We start from the raw sequence: 16,135 nt of genomic DNA on the forward strand, positions 1-16,135 counted from the left end.
AAGAAAAGGTCTGGCTACATTTGATTAAGCGTCTGTGCTGACGCGAACGGATGCCATTCCAACGACGATTCTAGGTGTGCCGGCCCACTGGGAGGCATCCGTGGCGTTACGTCCGTCGACCAGGAGCTTCACACCTGGCAACTGCGCTGGAGTGAGGTCTCGGTAGTGCTCGTGGTCGGTCTGCAAAATCGCAAGATCAGCTTCGCCGCCAAGCACGTATGGTTCGAACCCAAGGCCACGCAGTTCGTCATCACTGTAGAGCGGGTCATGGACGCTGACTATCGCACCGCGCTCGCGCAATGCCTCGACCGTCGGGAAGACACCGGAAAAGGCGGTCTCCTTGACTCCACCGCGGTAGGAGGCCCCCAGCACGACGGCCCGCTGCCCCTCCAAAGATCCGAGCACCCCTTCGGCCTGCTTCACCAGTCGCTCCGGCATCGAGGCGTTCAACAACCGTGCGGTGCGCACAATGTCAGCATCCGGGTCGGTCGACAGATACAAGCGCGGGTAGACAGGGATACAGTGTCCGCCAACAGCAATCCCTGGCCGGTGAATATGGCTGAACGGCTGCGAGTTGCACGCCTCAATCACCTGATACACGTCGATCCCGTTCTCGGCTGCGAAGATCCCAAATTGATTCGCCAGTCCGATATTCACGTCACGGTAAGTCGTCTCGGCAAGTTTCGCCATCTCGGATGCCTCTGCTGAACCAAGATCCCAAACACCGTTAGGACGGACGAGATCAGGGCGCTCGTCAAACTGGAGCACTGCTTCGTAGAAGTCGCGGGCCAGCCGAGCTCCCTCATCAGAAAGCGCACCAATCAACTTTGGGTACTTACGCAGATCCTCGAAAACCCGACCGGTGAGTACCCTCTCGGGTGAGAACACTAGGTGGAAGTCTTTACCTTCTTCTAATCCAGAACCCGCTTCGAGCATCGGCTTCCACCGACCCCTCGTGGTCCCGACCGGCAACGTCGTCTCGTATGAAACAAGTGTCCCTGGCGTCAGATGCGCGGCCAACGATTCCGTTGCCGCGTCCATCCACGCAAAATCTGGCTCCCAAGTAGTGTCGTTCACAAATAGTGGAACCACCAAAACAACCACATCGGCATCGGGGATCGCTTCGGCATAGTCCGTCGTCGCACGCAGCCGCCCAGCGGGCACTAGCGCAGATAGCTTTTCCTGTAACAACGCCTCGCCCGGGAACGGCTCCGTGGCCTCATTCACCAAATTGACCGTCTGGGGATTCACATCCACACCGACGACGTCATGACCGGAGTCGGCGAACTGGACAGCAAGTGGAAGCCCGATTTTACCCAAGGCAATGACGGCAATACGCATGACTTGAACTCTATCAAGATCAATGCTGGCCAGGAACTTTAGATTTCAAGTGTTACCAAAGTGAGTTAGCCAGTGACGCGTTTGCTCAGCAGTGTTTGAACGGCTCGCGTCGCAGCGTCACCGTCCCCGTATGGTGCGGCATGCGTTTCCGGCGGACGAGGGCGGGTGACAGCGGTCGCGATCTCTTCCGCGGAGTTCGCCAACACGTTCCATTTCAGCTCGACGGTTTCAACCCACTCAGTTTCAGTTCGCACAGTGGTGCATGGAACCCTCAGCAGGAAGGCTTCCTTTTGAAGCCCCCCAGAGTCGGTTACAATTCCCGCACTCGCAAGTGCAGCGGCGATGAGATCCGGGTACGCCAGCGGCGGGTGAGCGATAAGTGAACCCTGCGTTAGTTCAATGCCATGTGTTGCGGCCTTCGCTACGACCCGCGGATGCGCCAGCAAAACAACTGGCTTGTCGAGTTCTGCCAGACCCTTAACAATCTCTAAGAGACGTGCAGGGTCATCAGTATTCTCTGCCCGGTGTATCGTCGACAAGTAGTAGCTACCAGCAGTGAGTCCTAGTTCGGCAAGTAGCCGAGACGGCGCCGCAGCAACCTTGTCACGGGTCACGTATAGCACGTCCGTCATTACGTCACCAACGAGAACCGTGCGCTCGGCCAGCCCCTCATGCGCGAGGTGTTCAACAGCAACCTGGGTCGGAGCGAGCAAGAGGTCTGCGGCGTGATCGGTTATCACCCGGTTGTGCTCTTCAGGCATCCGACGGTTGAAGCTACGCAATCCAGCCTCAAGATGCGCGACCGGAATATGCATCTTCACTGCGCTGAGCGCTGCCGCAACGGTCGAATTCGTGTCACCGTAGACAAGCACCCAGTCGGGGCGGTGCTCATCAAACACGGCATCCAATGCTGCCAGCATGGCACCAGTCTGCACACCATGCGAACCACTCCCAACACCAAGGTGAACGTCTGGGACACCGATTCCAAGATCTTCAAAAAAGATGTCGGACAGCATCGGATCATAGTGCTGACCCGTGTGCACGATCACGTGCTCGACGCCCGCAGCCAATGTCGCACTATGGATAGGGGCAAGTTTGACGAATTGTGGGCGCGCACCGACGACACTGAGGATCTTCATGGTAGGTAGCTTACCCTCCTTCCACGGCTCAGTTCGTCAAGAATTTCGTTGGTAAGCCAGAATAAACATCGCCTATCCAGACGGCACATCTGTCCGCGCATCCAGCTGACGCACGCCTACTAACCCAACGAACCACGTGACTGTGTAAACTAACGCAAATGCCAGAGATGTCCAAAGGACCATCGTTTCGAGCGGCGCACGGAACCACCAACACCCCAGCAGAACCGTGGCGATCAGCAGAGCTCGCACAATGTCGAGTGCGAAATTTCTCCGCGCCCACCCGATAACGACAATCGCCTTACTCATCGGGCTCGCTATCAAACGGGTCACCAACATGGGGATGAGCAATTGCATGATCGTCGCAGTTTCGCGCCACTCCACACCTAGCACGAACGGCACCAATACAGGAGCTCCAATCCAAACAGCGATTCCCACCACCACGCTAAAACCTGCGAGAAATACTGAAACTCGCATGTAGTATCGAACGCTTCCAGCGCGCCTTTCCCGATAGTGAAGAGCGAGACGGGCCTCAACAACTTGACCGAGCCCCGCCGCCACAATCACTAATGGAACAGCAAGGATCCGCTCAGCCATACCAAATTGGCCGGCATCCGAGACTTCAAACCAAAGTCCCGCAATTATGATCGGAGCAGCCAGCGCGCCGGCGTTGAGCAATGCTGCAGGTGCAAACAACAGGGGAAACAAGCGGTAACGGCGAATCCCGTTTCGAATATCCGAGCCATCGAACCGACGAAGCCGCGAACGAACGGATTTCAACAGTGGTATTACGCCTACGACTCGGCCGATGAAGTAACCGATGACCAGCCCGCTCGCTGAAGTCGACGTATAGGCAAAGCCAAGCTGCGCCAGCACTGTCGTCGTACCCTGCGTCACGTTACGTGCCGCAACTGCGCCGTATTGACGACCGCGGAGGGCGAACTGACCCAGGAGAATGAACACCCCCGAAAGAAACGTGATCCCGCCAACCCACAAGGCAAACCCTGGCAGGTTGGCCATCGGAGTAAGCCATCCAATCGCGAAACAGATTTCCAGCACGACTATGGCAAACACGCTAATCAGCGCCGCCGCGATGAGACCGAGAACAAGCAGTGCCGTCGCGATTGAGTCTCTACGAGGCAGCATGAGCGCCGACTCCAACCGAAGCGCAACGGCTGGAGTTAACGTTCCTGTAACCGACACGATAAGCGTCAGGTATCCGAATGCCTCGGGCGCGTAAATCCTCGACAACAACGGCGTCACCATGAGCGCTATTCCCTGTGCGACGATTGAACTGAGTGCGAGCGCCGAAGCACCTCTCACTTCCCTGCCGGCGAAGAAGGCATGGAGCCGCGAGGCGAAAATCACCGCGACTTCCCCTTCTGCTGGCTCAACGCAGTCGATTCCACTAAGCCAGATTCATCGGCGATGCGGACTCGACCATCTGACTTTCTCGCTCCTCTAGGAGCGAGTGCTACGTCCCTTGGCATGAGAGCAAACATGACGACCGCCAGTGCGAAGCCAAAGCTCAGGAACGCTGTGAAGGGGCTGCCATTGGACAACGCAAAGGCAGGTAGGATCAGCGTCGGCAATACGATCTGCATCGGCAGTCCCCGCGAGGCGCTGTTAATCAAGAGCAGGACGAACACGAGGAACGATGCTTCGATCGCTACCCCAACATATCCGAGGTTCGCGTAACCGTCGGCGAACAAGTTTGCGTTCGACTGGATGTCCGGGCGACCGAACGCGATGACACTCACGTAGAAACCTGGCGAAAGTTCGTGGGGATCCTCAACTATCCAACCTAGGAAGGAGTACGCCCAGTAGTGCCACTGTTTGTCTGCATATACTTCAAGATAGTGGGGGGTCAGGTGCCCCGCAGTGATGAGCATCCGGTTCACTATGAGGTCGACAGCCCCAAGCGCGAAGAATCGATCGATAACAACCGATCCCCACGCGAGGATCATCGTTCCCATGAGCAGTGCACCGCCCCAGATCGACTTCCGCTTCCGAAGAATCAGACTGACCATCAGGCAGACCACGATAGACAGTAGCGCGGTTCGATACCCAGTTACCGAATAAAGCAACAGCTGACCGAACGTACCTGCGGCGACTAACAACCAGCGCCGACGCGCTACCCCAATACTGATCAGCAGCGGGTTAATAATGTTTCCTTGGTTGGAAACAAGATAGCCGAGAAGCGGCACATTGGGCGCCACCTCATCTCGATACTCGAGTCTGGTGCTCGCAACATCGAATACAGACATAATTTCGAGTCGAAATCCAAATACCGCGAATGAGAAGCTGTAAGTGGTCACCGAAATCACTAGCAACACGAGCCAGAACGCTGTGCTGCGTCCCGAAGCCAACGGCACGATCGAGCGAAACATGGCGGTCCCACTCAGACGGCTAGTGACGAGTAGCAGGATGGCCGCGAACGTTGAGTACCCGAAAACATGGGCCGGTGCCAGGGAGCTCCCAAAGTATGGGATTTGCGCGATTGGAACCAGCACAACTACAAACAGCATCCACACCACGACGTGTGACCCACGCGAGAGTAGGCGAGGGAGGAGCAGAGCAGTGAGCACCATCATTCCAAAGCCCAACGAGAGCCAAAAGCCATCAGGCTCGCGGTAAATGTAACCTAGATATCCGAACCGAGGTGCGACGATGTCACGATAGGAATACTCAAGCACCGAGACATACGCGAACAAGGAAAACACAATCAGCGCCACGCGTACGAGCTGCCGTAACAAGACGGAACTCGACGGCCCCTCAGGTAGCCGCGCAGTATCTCTCAAGTTTGATTGAGTCGAGCCGGATAACAGGAGCGATGATCGACCGCACCCAGCTTTAGAGCGCGCATTTGAGTCGTTACGAAGCATTCGCGCTCCCCCAAATCATTCCGGTCCTTTACTAGACAGCTGGAGCAGCATCGCTCGAAGACCGGGCTCGACGGCGCGTTCCCACGTGAAGTGATTACGAGCGCTCCCCGCCTTCTCGGTAAGTTCGGTTTCAGTTCCGCTGGCGTCCTCAGCTAGACGGATCATTTGATCCAGCATCGCGTCGGCATCGTCAGCGTGCCCACTCACATGCACCGCAAAAGATTCGGCGAACTGGCGCTGGGCAGCACGGTCAGTCACCACATCCACCATACCGGCCATGACGTGCTCGTAATTCTTGCTAGGTACTGCGGACTCGTTCTGTCCGTCGAGCGCTAACAAAGACAGACCAAAACCCGCGCTGGCCAGAAGTCCAGGCATTTCATGGGTAGGACGAGTGGGGACAAGCTTCAGGTTAACAGGTGCCCCTACCCTGGCGAGGAGCTCCTCGAAAGCCTGCGCGTGGCCAGGCGAAGGGAATCGCGCCAACACCGTGAAGTCAAAGGGGAGTTCGCGTTGCAGTGATCGGGCCGCGAGCTGGACCAAGAGCTCAGTTCCATACTCTCGACTCAGCGTCCCGATGTGCAGTACTCGCCACCGACGCTCGCTGAACGTAACCGATGGGAGATCACCGAACTGTGACAACATCGGATAGTTCGGAGATACGGAAACCGGCACACCCCACGCTCGGAAAGACACCGCCATCTCTTCAGTAACTACATTTGCAGCACCGAGCTTCTTAGCCGAACGAACCTGATATCGTTCGATTGCCCCTGCGATCAGCCTTTGGACGATTGTCGGCGCAGGCACCTTACCCGCGTAGTACCGCCCGTAGTACTCGTGGACATCGTACAAGACTGCACGACCGCTCTTGCGTCGCCATCGCTTCGCTTCACCCAAAAAGTAAAAGTCGTGGATATGCCACATATGTCCGCCGAGCTGGGCCGCACGCCTCGCAATACGAGGAACCATGCGGATACGCTCAGTCGCGTTCTGGGGCTCTGGAAAGAGGGTTTCACCGGCAAGTGGATCGAGACTCGATTCGCCTCTACCGAGCCATAAGAAATGCACGCGGAAGCCCGCGTCCAGCGCGACCTGCGCGCATCGAACAATCCGCCGGTCACCGCGAGGGTGCACTGTTGGAATCACGAGCAACGGCGAATCTTCAGAAACGGTGTCTGGCACTGACAATCGCCATGCACTCGTCATAATTGTTCGTGCATCGGAACGGCTGTCGGATCCAGCGTCCTCCACCTTCAATTCTTCAGTCATGGAGTCCCAATCGTGCTCGGTGTGAATGGGCCGTCGACAAAAGGAATGCCGTAGTACGCCAGGCAGTGTCATCGATCTCGTAACCGGATGGAAGTGAAGAGGCGAGATTCGATACGCTCAATCGCACTTCCACGGCTTGAAGCACGGCCTGCGGGGTCAGTCCAGTAGTAATGATCGCGCCAGCGTCCAAGGCTTCGGGACGTTCGATGAAGTCCCGCACCGTCACGGCGGGGAAGTCGAGGAGACTTGATTCTTCACTGATAGTCCCACTGTCTGAGAGCACCAGTTTCGCGTCCTGTTGCAGCTTGTTGTAGTCGTGAAAGCCGAACGGAGGATGGAAAGTGATCCCCCTTACAGCTTCAACATCTTCGAGCTCTTCAATCCGATTACGAGTCCTCGGGTGAGTCGATACGAGCACCGGTACCTTGTACTTTTCTCGCAAGACCTGGAGGGAAGCAATGGCTGAGCGCAGACGTGCGGGGTTGTCAACGTTCTCTTCGCGGTGCAAACTCACGAGGAAATAGTTTCCTTTGGTCAGGCCCATCCGTTGGACAGCATCGCTCGCGTCAATCTGCTGCCTGTTCTGCTCGAGCACCTCTCGCATCGGCGAACCCGTGAGGAGGATCTTTGAGGGATGCAATCCCTCGGCGAGCAAGTTGCGCCGAGCGTGCTCGGTGTAGACGAGGTTGTAGTCAGCAACATGATCCACGAGGCGACGATTCGTCTCTTCCGGAACATTTTCGTCGAACGAACGGTTGCCCGCCTCCATGTGGAACACAGGAATTTTCATTCGCTTCGCGATCACCGCTGAGATGCAACTGTTGGTGTCGCCCAGCACAAGGAAGGCATCCGGAGCCTCCTCGCGAAGCACCCCCTCGGTCTTAGTGAGGATCGACCCTAACGCAGCGCCCAGCGATGACGTGTCAGCGTTGAGAAAGTAATCAGGTTTGCGCAGCCCGAGATCTTCGAAGAAGACCTCATTAAGCTCGTAATCGTAGTTCTGTCCCGTGTGGACGAGTATCTGATCGGTGTGCTCATCGAGCAACTTGATCGTTGCGGACAGACGGATAATCTCCGGCCTGGTGCCGACAACAGTCATCACCTTGAGTTTTTCGGCCATATTAAACTACCTCGGCAATCGTGTCGGGGTTTTCTGGATTAAAAATTTCGTTTGTCCAAAAGGACGTATAAAGCAAGTCATCGCCGATGTTGGTGATGTTGTGTGACCACATCGTTGGCATGTCGACAGCGTTCGGGACGTCTCCGGAGACGTCAAACGAGATCACCTCATCGGTGAACAATCGCCGTAGCGAAATTCTTGCTCGCCCGTGCAACACGGTGAAGCGCTCGATCTTACGCCGATGGAAGTGATCGCCACGTGTCACTCCAGGCACAGTCGTCGAGAACGAAGACTGGCCGGGCCCGCCATGCGATCGGATGATCTCGAAGAAGGAACCGCGCGGATCAGCGTGGCGGGTCAGCCTGATCGGCGCATGGCTCGGGAATGTGAAGGAGCGGTAGGTATTGAAAAGATCTCGATCAAATTCATCAGCGACGTCTGGGATCTCACCGTTACGGTAAAGGTCCGCGTATCCCTGCATCCGACTCACTAGGCCAGAGACTGTTTCCTGCTGTTCGAGCGCCGAAAGCGCATCGATCGGCACAAAACCCGCAAGGAGGTCTACCGCGTTCTGCGCGTGAAGGAGCGTAAGCATCTTGTCGTTCTCCACCGTCGGGCTTTCCCCCTTCGCAATGAGATGGCTGAAGGTCGCAGTAACCGAATTGTAGAAGGGACGTCCGTGCTCACCGAACAGATTTGGCAGGCGCAGGTCTACAAACTCCGCACCCACGTAAGAAGCTGCGGCGGCAACAATGTCACCCGCACGAGCTTTGGCCTCACCGTATACCGATCCGTTCGTCGCCTGTGTCGAGTTAGCATAAACCACGATCGGAGGGGGATTGTCAGCCGCCCGAAGTGCGGTCGCGAACTGATCGGCAAAGCCGATGTTGCCCTCGGCGACTGCCTCATCCGATGCTCGATTCACACCGGCGATGTGAATGGCGCGGCTGCTGCCATCGATCGCACCGGTTGCCTGCTCAAGATCGAAGGCTTCTCCGACAGGTATCCCGTCGACTGACGTACCTGATTCCCGGATTCCCGCACGGAGGTGCCACCCGAGAAAGCCCCGTGAACCTGTGACCGCAAATCGGCTCATGATTGTGACGCCACCTCCGCGGGAAGGCCAGCAAGCTGCAGTTCTTTCCGTACCTCTGGCAGTGTGAGCAGGAGTTCCTCAACCTCAACGATAGACATTTGATCCACTGTGTGAGAGTCGTAGTCCTCGAAGTGACTTTGGGTCACATCGCCCTCTTCGAAGTAGACGCTGTAGTTTAGGTCGCGGTTGTCAGCAACAACGCGGAAGTAGTCTCCCATGTCACGGGCACGTGAGAGCTCCTCACGTGTTGCGAGCGCCTCGGACAGTTTCTCGGCATGGCGAGTTCCGATCACTTCAACCTTCGCATCCGAGCGGAACAGATTCAACACCGCCTGCGCAAGGTCCCCAATTGAGCACGCCTTGGCCTTGCGGACAAAGAGGTCCCCCTGCTGCGCATTGCGGAACGCAAACTCGACCAAGTCAACCGAGTGGGCCAAGGACATCATGAAGCGCGTCATCTCGGGGTTGGTCACCGTGATGTTCTTTCCGCTTTTGATTTGTCGGATGAACAGCGGTATGACAGATCCACGAGAATACATCACGTTCCCGTACCGAACGCATGAGACGGTCGTATCAGTGTTGGGGTTGTTCAAGCCGTACGACTGGGCAACCTTCTCCATGAGCGCTTTCGACATGCCCATTGCGTTCACTGGGTACACCGCCTTGTCGGTACTGAGACACACGACACTCTTTACCCCATGGTGGTCGGCTGCCCGGACGACGTTTTCGCTACCCGTTACATTCGTGCGCACTGCCTCCATCGGGAAAAACTCGCAAGATGGGACTTGCTTTAGTGCGGCAGCATGGAATATGTAGTCGACATCCCGCGACGCCCGATCGACACTGTCGAAGTCGCGGACATCGCCCACGTAGAATCTCAACCGATCGTCGTTGATCTCGTGGCGCATGAAATCCTGCTTCGCCTCGTCACGGCTAAAGATGCGGATCTCAGCAACATCCCGGTCGAGCAGTTTTTTTACCACGGTATGTCCGAATGAACCGGTTCCGCCAGTTACGAGTACTCGCGCTCCTCCGTATGAATCACTCATCGTGCACTTCACTTTCCCTTCGTTGCCTCGGCAAGCACTTCTTCGATCCTTGAGATTCCCGATTCTCGGGAGAACTTTGTGTCATAGAGATCTCGCCCACGATGCGACATCTCCTCGCGCTCCCTAGCAGTGAGCGCGGCGGCAGCTCGAAAAGTAGCCGCCAATGAGCTTACGCTTTCGGCATCAGCTGTGAAGCCAACACCCATCTCGTCGACGATTTCCCGCACGTCGCCTTGTACGGTTGTGATCACGGGCACGCCCGCTGCGAGAACCGCTTGAAACTTCGACGGAATCGTTCCGTGGAACACCGGCATGTTCTTTAACGAAACGAGCGCGTAGTCGGCTTTCGCGTAGATTTCAGGCATCCTTTCGCGCGGCACTGGATCTTTGAATCGCACATTTGCGGCACCAAGTTCCGTGACCAGTTCGCGTAGCTCCTCGCGAGCAACACCGTCTCCGACAATGGTCAGCGAAACTCCAGCGTCAGCCGCTGCATGGACCGCCCGTACTGCGGTATCGAGATCCTGCATTTCCCCTACGTTTCCCGCATAGACCACTTCGGCACGCGGCGTTCCGTCCACAGGTGGTAGCAGCGCGTTGATCGCACCACCGGCATCAGCCCAGTTGTAGATGAGGTGGGCGCGATCAATGGGCACCCCTCGCGAGATCAGAGTCGACACCATCGTCGGTGCTATACCGATTACAGCCGCGGCACGCCGATAAGCGGTCCGAAGCCACGGTCTGAGCACTCCAGACACGAGACGCCCCAACCCACTGCCCGACACCATAGACGACCCAACGATCGAATCGGGCCACAGATCTTGCACGTGCAGAACATACGGCCGGCCGCCTGTGACCCTCCAGAGCCACGGGCCGAACGCGGCGGTCATTTGTGTCGCATACACGTAAATGACATCTGCTTCTCTCGCGACACATCGCGACGTGGCTGCGCTCAGCGCAAACGACATGTAATTAAGCATGCGCTTTGCTGCACTGTGAGAATGATCTGCATAGAGCGGAACCCGAATGAGTACGATTTCACCATGCCGCTCATGCCCTCGCCAACGCTGACGGTACCCAGGAAACACCTTCCCCTGCGGATAATTCGGATATCCTGTGAGGACGCTGACAGAATGGCCACGATCCGCAAGTCCTCGCGCCAGATCATCTGGAATCGGCACTGCCTCAGGCGGGTAGTACTGGGAAACGATCAGAATCTTCACGAACCACTCACTTCCAAGTGCGGACGCGCGGGGACGCCGACAACCAGTATTTCGTTATCTACTTTTCGAGTTACGCATGCGCACGCCCCAACCAATGCCCGGTCTCCGATACTTAGCCCTTGCAGGATAGTTGCTCCAGCGCCTATAAGTGTGCCGGTCCCCACAGTAACCTCGCCGGATACAATGGCCCCGGGGTTGACCGAAACATAATCATTCAAGACAGCATCGTGACCGATAGTCACACTTGGGTTCAGATGTACATGGCGGCCCAGAAGTGTATTCGTGGAGAGTTGAACACCACCGCAAATGATTGATCCTTGTCCTATCCCCTGGACAGATCCAATGACAGCATTTGGATGAATAACGGTGACTGGAGACCACCCACTCTTCTCTAACGCTTCAGCAATTTTACGTTTGGTATTGGGATCTCCGACACCCAGCAGGTATCTACCAGAAGGGTATTCTCTAAGAAGCTCTGAAATACCTCCCAAATGTAAATAGCCACGGTCATCAAGTCGCTTAAGATTCAGCTCACTCGGTGCATCGTCCACAACGCCAAGAATTCGGATACGCTCTTCTGAGTCGATTCCGTGTACGCGATTATGGGCTTCGATTACATCCAGTACTTCACGACCGAAGCCTCCCGCGCCGATAAGTACTGCATCAATTGGCACAGGTGTTACCCTCGAATTTATTCATCGTCACATGTCCGTCATGAGTGATACCTTCACGAATCGCTACGGCACGCGCGGTCTCCCATAGGATTTTGATGTCAAGTAGGAGACAACGCGAGACAACGTATTCAACATCGAGTGCGAGTTTCTCATCCCACTCAATGGCATTGCGGCCTCGAACTTGAGCTAAACCAGTGACGCCGGGTTTCACCTCGTGACGGCGTGATTGCTCCGAGCTATAACGATCCAGGTATTCAACCAATAAGGGGCGAGGACCAACTAAGCTCATATCCCCTTTCAACACATTTACCAGGGATGGCAACTCATCAAGACTTGTTGAGCGTAATATCTTACCGAAAGAGGTAAGTCGGTCCTCATCAGCGATTAGTCCCTTGGATATATCAATATCCAGCATGCTCCGAAACTTATAGAGCTCGAAGACTTTGCCGTTTCGTCCAGGGCGTTCTTGTACAAACATCACAGGCGAACCGAGCTTTACACGCACGACTACAGCTGTTGCAGCGATGACCGGTGAAAGGACCACAAGTCCAACTGCCGCTCCGAGGATATCAATACAGCGCTTAGCCACATCGTACTGTCCATGTTGCGTACTCATACACGCTCCCCGACGAAGTCCACAATCTTGTCAAGAACCGATTCGCATTGTGCCCTACTGAGGGCAGAACCACTGGGTAACGTCAGATGAGTCCTAAATAGCTGTTCCGCTGCTCCAGTAAATTCGCCACGATACTTGGAGAATACGGGTTGTAAGTGCATAGGTTTCCATAGCGGGCGGCTTTCGATATTGTGCTGGCTCAACGCTGCGGAGAGATCGGCTGGGCTGAATCCTGCGATCGAATCATTAATTGTCACTGCCGTTAACCACACATTGTCGTTTTCGTCGGCTACGGAACCGAAAATCTCAACCCCTTCGATCTTTGAGAACAGCTCCTTGTACAAGTTCCGTACTGTCCGACGTTTCGCAATCATTTCATCCAGCCGGCTGAGCTGTGCACGTCCCAGCGCAGCAAGCAAGTTGCTCATACGGTAGTTGTAACCAACATCGGCGTGTTCGTAGTGAACCACTGGCTGCCTGGCCTGCGTTGCCAAATATCGGACGTGATTAGCGAAATCCTCGTCATTAGTCATCAGCATGCCGCCTCCAGAGGTGGTCATAATTTTGTTTCCGTTGAAGGAAAACACCGATGCTGCTCCGAAACTACCCGCAGCTCTCCCTTGGTGCGTTGCGCCAAGAGACTCGGCAGCATCCGAAAGAACTGGCACTTCGAATTCTCTAGCAATTGCCAATATGCTCGTGTAGTCAACGGCCTTGCCCAACAGATCCACAGGCAGAATCGCGGCCACCCTCCGGCCTTCTTCTGTCAGACGAATCAGCCCTCGCCGCAGCAGTTCTGGATCCATATTGCCAGTCTCGAGCAAGCAGTCAATGAAGTACGGTTCAGCTCCCGTGTACATAATCGCATTTGTTGTTGCAGCAAAAGTCATAGTCGAAGTGACCACAACATCACCTGGTTTTACGCCGAGAGTTAACAGACCAAGGTGCAGTGCTGCGGTCCCCGAACTCAAAGCTACGCCATGGGATACACCAACACGTTCAGCCAGTTCAGCTTCAAAAGCATCAACATCGGGACCTAGTGGTGCAATCCATCCACTACGCATGGCCGCCAGGACGGCTTCTTCTTCCAGCTCCCCCACATCGGGAGAAGACATGTAAATACGTTCGTTCACAGTTAGACGCGCTCCGTGGTCGGCCGCGTACCACACGCGGATTCATCAGTACTTTGAGTATTCAACATTCGTGCCTTCCAACCGGCTTAATCCAGTCGGTCGGGTGAATTCGCATCAGCCCTAGTGTGCGAAATCTGGGGGCGAAAACGACATTCAAGGTTCTCTTTAAATCCTACAAGTTCCTCATGCAATTTCTCGCCTTCGAGAAGCCCGGTGAAGACAATCTCAATGTCTTTACCGAACTTCTCGATCATACGCCGCGCAACATCCAGAATCTGAAACGGCTCACCTACTTCGATGATCAACACTTCTCCCAAACTACTGCTACCGCCAGCCCGCCTAACTAGCTTGCAGGCCAGAGGAAACGTCATGATGTTTGGCGTCGTGTCAGAGGGTATTGCTCAAGCTTTGGAAGATGTTTGCGAGCGGCAGCATGAATCATCACCTCCTGCCTTCGTTCGGCAAAAATCTGGCGCAAGCCTTCTTTTCCACGAATATTTGCCAGCACCACATGGCGGGTAACTACCGGTTACTCGCTTGCTTCAGCTTTGGAGGGAGAATTTCGGGTGACATCAATCTTGTCTCGCATGTATGTGGAACGGTCCGTACGAAGACGGGTCTCCCAAACTGCTTTGGTTAGTAAAGTCGGAGACATCGGATTGACATCGGCATGAGAGATCTGTGGGTGGAAGGGACGACTGTCCGATTCCCCATATCCAATGAGCTCCTCGTGGAGTTTTTCTCCCTCGCGCAGCCCAGTGAACACGATCTCAATTTCCTTACCCGACATTTCAATCATGCGTTGGGCCACATCGAGAATCTTCACTGGCTCTCCCATGTCCAGTATGAGGACTTCTCCTGCCCGTCCGATACCGCCTGCCTGGACTACCAACTGACATGCCTCTGGGATCGTCATGAAGTAACGAGTGATCTCCGGATGCGTCACGGTGAGAGGTCCGCCTGCTGCGATAAGCGAACGGAAAGTGGGCAACATGGAACCCCTGCTGCCGATAACGTTCCCGAATCGGACCGAAAGATAAGGTTTGCCGGTTGCACTCGCCATCCATGCTGTAAGTTTTTCCGCGACTCGCTTGGAATGACCCAGAACACTGCTTGCGTTGGCGGCCTTGTCAGTAGAGATGTTTACGAAGGTCGCTACGCCGGTAGATTGTGAAGCGCGTAATACATTTAGGGTGCCAAGAACGTTGGTCTTCCATGCTTCATCTGGGTACTGTTCCAACATTGGTAGGTGCTTCAACGCGGCAGCATGGAATACGACATCCGGGCGTCGTTCCTCGAAGATCTTCTGCAGTGCTTCGGTATCGCGAATATCTGCAAGAACGACGTCTCGCGTATGTAGGAGCCCGTGTCCAGCAGTTCTAAGTTGGGCACCTTGAAGGCCTGTCTCGTCTCGATCCAGCATGATCAGTTCCGAAGGAGCAAACTTGCTGATCTGCAGACACAGTTCGGACCCGATGGAGCCGCCGGCTCCGGTGACGAGGACTCGCTTGCCGGCAAGGTAACCGGCAATGGACTCAACTTCGGTATCGACCGGGTGCCGACCAATGAGATCCTCGATGGAAAGGTCTCTCAAGTCCGAGAGCTTGGTCTTACCGGCGAGCACGTCATTGAGTGGCGGCAGGACCATAACATTCAGGCCAGCCTCAGCAGCTGTGTCTGAGATCAAACGAACTAGTGCAGCATCCACATAGTTGATGGCAACGACCAGTTCGACCGCACCTGTCTTAGCCGCCACTTCGGCCAAGGAATCTAGCCTTCCCATGACCTGAACGCCGCGAACCTGGAGGTTTGATTTGGCGGGGTCGTCATCGATCAAAGCAACGGGGCGATAGATGGTGTTGGAGTCCGTCAGCATGCGCCGCACAAGTGTCTCACCCAAGTAACCGGCCCCATAGATAATGGTCGGTGATGCCGTATCGCCAGGACGGAGGTGCCGTTCGCTGGCTACGCGCTGTACGTATCGGACACCACACATGAACAGGAGTGCGATCGGTGCACCAATTAGCCCAATGCTGCGCGGCACACCCCAGTCTGTTCCGAACGCGAATAGCGCCATGCTCACGACAGCACCGCCCAGCGCAACCGCGTAAACGAGGACGCGAATTTCTTCAAATGTTCCGTAGGTGAAGCGCCCGCTATACAGCGCAAGAATCCAACCTAGGAAAAGGTGCAGGACCGCTGCGCCAAGTCCGACAAATAGGACTGGTACGAGGTTGAATTCCGTCAGGCTAAGTTCAAAGCGGAAGATTGTGGCAAGGCAAAGTGCAACGATCCACGCGGATAGATCAATAGTGACGTGACGGTTTCGAATCCAAGGTCCCTTGGCCTTTGGCGGATTCCACCGCGGCGCTTCCGAAACAGTTGTAGCTGTCGCGCGCGCTGACTCAGAATCCATCTATTTCCCCCAGAAAAAAGTTGCTCGGCCCAAAAATCAGCCTTGTCCGCGAGAGAATGATTCCCGCGAACAGGCTGAGAGTATCAACGTTGAGCACCGATTTAGAAATCTTGTCCTCCTTACGCAAGCATTAGGGATTTCCGTGACCAGTCAATTATCGATGAATCGCTCCGCCAT

Annotated in this window: 15 protein-coding genes; all 15 read right to left on the minus strand. The window is 55.5% G+C overall.

Features of this window, described 5'->3' with window-relative positions:
- Positions 1-24 precede the first annotated feature (24 nt).
- Entirely contained in the window at positions 25-1,341 is a 1,317-nt protein-coding gene (locus ACLQ7E_RS00745; protein WP_411730611.1) for a nucleotide sugar dehydrogenase, read from the minus strand.
- Positions 1,342-1,406: 65 nt separating this feature from the next.
- The gene (gene wecB / locus ACLQ7E_RS00750) at positions 1,407-2,480 is read right to left on the minus strand and encodes a non-hydrolyzing UDP-N-acetylglucosamine 2-epimerase (RefSeq protein WP_411730612.1); all 1,074 of its coding nucleotides are present in this window, start codon (positions 2,478-2,480) and stop codon (positions 1,407-1,409) included.
- A gap of 72 nt (positions 2,481-2,552) precedes the next feature.
- Positions 2,553-3,845, minus strand: a complete 1,293-nt coding sequence (locus ACLQ7E_RS00755) for a lipopolysaccharide biosynthesis protein (protein ID WP_411730613.1) — start codon at positions 3,843-3,845, stop codon at positions 2,553-2,555.
- Positions 3,842-5,212, minus strand: a complete 1,371-nt coding sequence (locus tag ACLQ7E_RS00760; protein ID WP_411730614.1) for a hypothetical protein — start codon at positions 5,210-5,212, stop codon at positions 3,842-3,844. Before ACLQ7E_RS00760 ends, ACLQ7E_RS00755 begins: the two co-directional genes overlap by 4 nt.
- A gap of 165 nt (positions 5,213-5,377) precedes the next feature.
- Complete coding sequence (locus ACLQ7E_RS00765; RefSeq protein WP_411730615.1) at positions 5,378-6,631, minus strand: hypothetical protein; 1,254 nt, start codon at positions 6,629-6,631, stop codon at positions 5,378-5,380.
- Positions 6,624-7,751: a non-hydrolyzing UDP-N-acetylglucosamine 2-epimerase gene (gene wecB, locus ACLQ7E_RS00770; RefSeq protein ID WP_411730616.1), complete on the minus strand. Its 1,128-nt coding sequence runs from the start codon at positions 7,749-7,751 to the stop codon at positions 6,624-6,626. The genes ACLQ7E_RS00765 and wecB (ACLQ7E_RS00770) overlap by 8 nt, the downstream gene beginning before the upstream one ends.
- Before the next feature lies 1 nt (position 7,752).
- A complete protein-coding gene (locus ACLQ7E_RS00775) occupies positions 7,753-8,847 on the minus strand; it encodes an NAD-dependent epimerase/dehydratase family protein (RefSeq protein ID WP_411730617.1) in 1,095 nt (364 codons plus the stop codon).
- Positions 8,844-9,896, minus strand: a complete 1,053-nt coding sequence (locus ACLQ7E_RS00780; protein WP_411730618.1) for a polysaccharide biosynthesis protein — start codon at positions 9,894-9,896, stop codon at positions 8,844-8,846. Before ACLQ7E_RS00780 ends, ACLQ7E_RS00775 begins: the two co-directional genes overlap by 4 nt.
- An 8-nt stretch (positions 9,897-9,904) precedes the next feature.
- Positions 9,905-11,119: a glycosyltransferase family 4 protein gene (locus tag ACLQ7E_RS00785; RefSeq protein WP_411730619.1), complete on the minus strand. Its 1,215-nt coding sequence runs from the start codon at positions 11,117-11,119 to the stop codon at positions 9,905-9,907.
- A complete protein-coding gene (locus ACLQ7E_RS00790; protein ID WP_411730620.1) occupies positions 11,116-11,793 on the minus strand; it encodes an acetyltransferase in 678 nt (225 codons plus the stop codon). The genes ACLQ7E_RS00785 and ACLQ7E_RS00790 overlap by 4 nt, the downstream gene beginning before the upstream one ends.
- Entirely contained in the window at positions 11,783-12,409 is a 627-nt protein-coding gene (locus ACLQ7E_RS00795; protein WP_411730621.1) for a sugar transferase, read from the minus strand. Before ACLQ7E_RS00795 ends, ACLQ7E_RS00790 begins: the two co-directional genes overlap by 11 nt.
- The gene (locus ACLQ7E_RS00800) at positions 12,406-13,542 is read right to left on the minus strand and encodes a DegT/DnrJ/EryC1/StrS family aminotransferase (protein WP_411730622.1); all 1,137 of its coding nucleotides are present in this window, start codon (positions 13,540-13,542) and stop codon (positions 12,406-12,408) included. Before ACLQ7E_RS00800 ends, ACLQ7E_RS00795 begins: the two co-directional genes overlap by 4 nt.
- An 86-nt stretch (positions 13,543-13,628) precedes the next feature.
- On the minus strand, positions 13,629-13,913 hold the full coding sequence (locus ACLQ7E_RS00805; protein ID WP_411730623.1) for a polysaccharide biosynthesis protein: 285 nt from the start codon (positions 13,911-13,913) through the stop codon (positions 13,629-13,631).
- Positions 13,910-14,053 carry a polysaccharide biosynthesis protein gene (locus ACLQ7E_RS00810; protein WP_411730624.1) on the minus strand — a complete coding sequence of 48 codons (144 nt, stop codon included), beginning with the start codon at positions 14,051-14,053 and terminating at the stop codon, positions 13,910-13,912. Before ACLQ7E_RS00810 ends, ACLQ7E_RS00805 begins: the two co-directional genes overlap by 4 nt.
- An 18-nt stretch (positions 14,054-14,071) precedes the next feature.
- Entirely contained in the window at positions 14,072-15,958 is a 1,887-nt protein-coding gene (locus ACLQ7E_RS00815; RefSeq protein WP_411730625.1) for a polysaccharide biosynthesis protein, read from the minus strand.
- Between the last annotated feature and the right edge of the window lie 177 nt (positions 15,959-16,135).

Origin of the sequence: Paeniglutamicibacter sp., assembly GCF_046714615.1 — a bacterium.
GTDB lineage: Bacteria > Actinomycetota > Actinomycetes > Actinomycetales > Micrococcaceae > Paeniglutamicibacter.

What these genes read in the sequence shown, in the direction of transcription:
- ACLQ7E_RS00745 (WP_411730611.1), bottom strand. Translation starts at nt 1,341, where the DNA reads ATGCGTATTGCCGTCATTGCCTTGGGTAAAATCGGGCTTCCACTTGCT.
- wecB (WP_411730612.1), bottom strand. Translation starts at nt 2,480, where the DNA reads ATGAAGATCCTCAGTGTCGTCGGTGCGCGCCCACAATTCGTCAAACTT.
- ACLQ7E_RS00765 (WP_411730615.1), bottom strand. Translation starts at nt 6,631, where the DNA reads ATGACTGAAGAATTGAAGGTGGAGGACGCTGGATCCGACAGCCGTTCC.
- wecB (WP_411730616.1), bottom strand. Translation starts at nt 7,751, where the DNA reads ATGGCCGAAAAACTCAAGGTGATGACTGTTGTCGGCACCAGGCCGGAG.
- ACLQ7E_RS00775 (WP_411730617.1), bottom strand. Translation starts at nt 8,847, where the DNA reads ATGAGCCGATTTGCGGTCACAGGTTCACGGGGCTTTCTCGGGTGGCAC.
- ACLQ7E_RS00780 (WP_411730618.1), bottom strand. Translation starts at nt 9,896, where the DNA reads ATGAGTGATTCATACGGAGGAGCGCGAGTACTCGTAACTGGCGGAACC.
- ACLQ7E_RS00795 (WP_411730621.1), bottom strand. Translation starts at nt 12,409, where the DNA reads ATGAGTACGCAACATGGACAGTACGATGTGGCTAAGCGCTGTATTGAT.
- ACLQ7E_RS00805 (WP_411730623.1), bottom strand. Translation starts at nt 13,913, where the DNA reads ATGACGTTTCCTCTGGCCTGCAAGCTAGTTAGGCGGGCTGGCGGTAGC.
- ACLQ7E_RS00815 (WP_411730625.1), bottom strand. Translation starts at nt 15,958, where the DNA reads ATGGATTCTGAGTCAGCGCGCGCGACAGCTACAACTGTTTCGGAAGCG.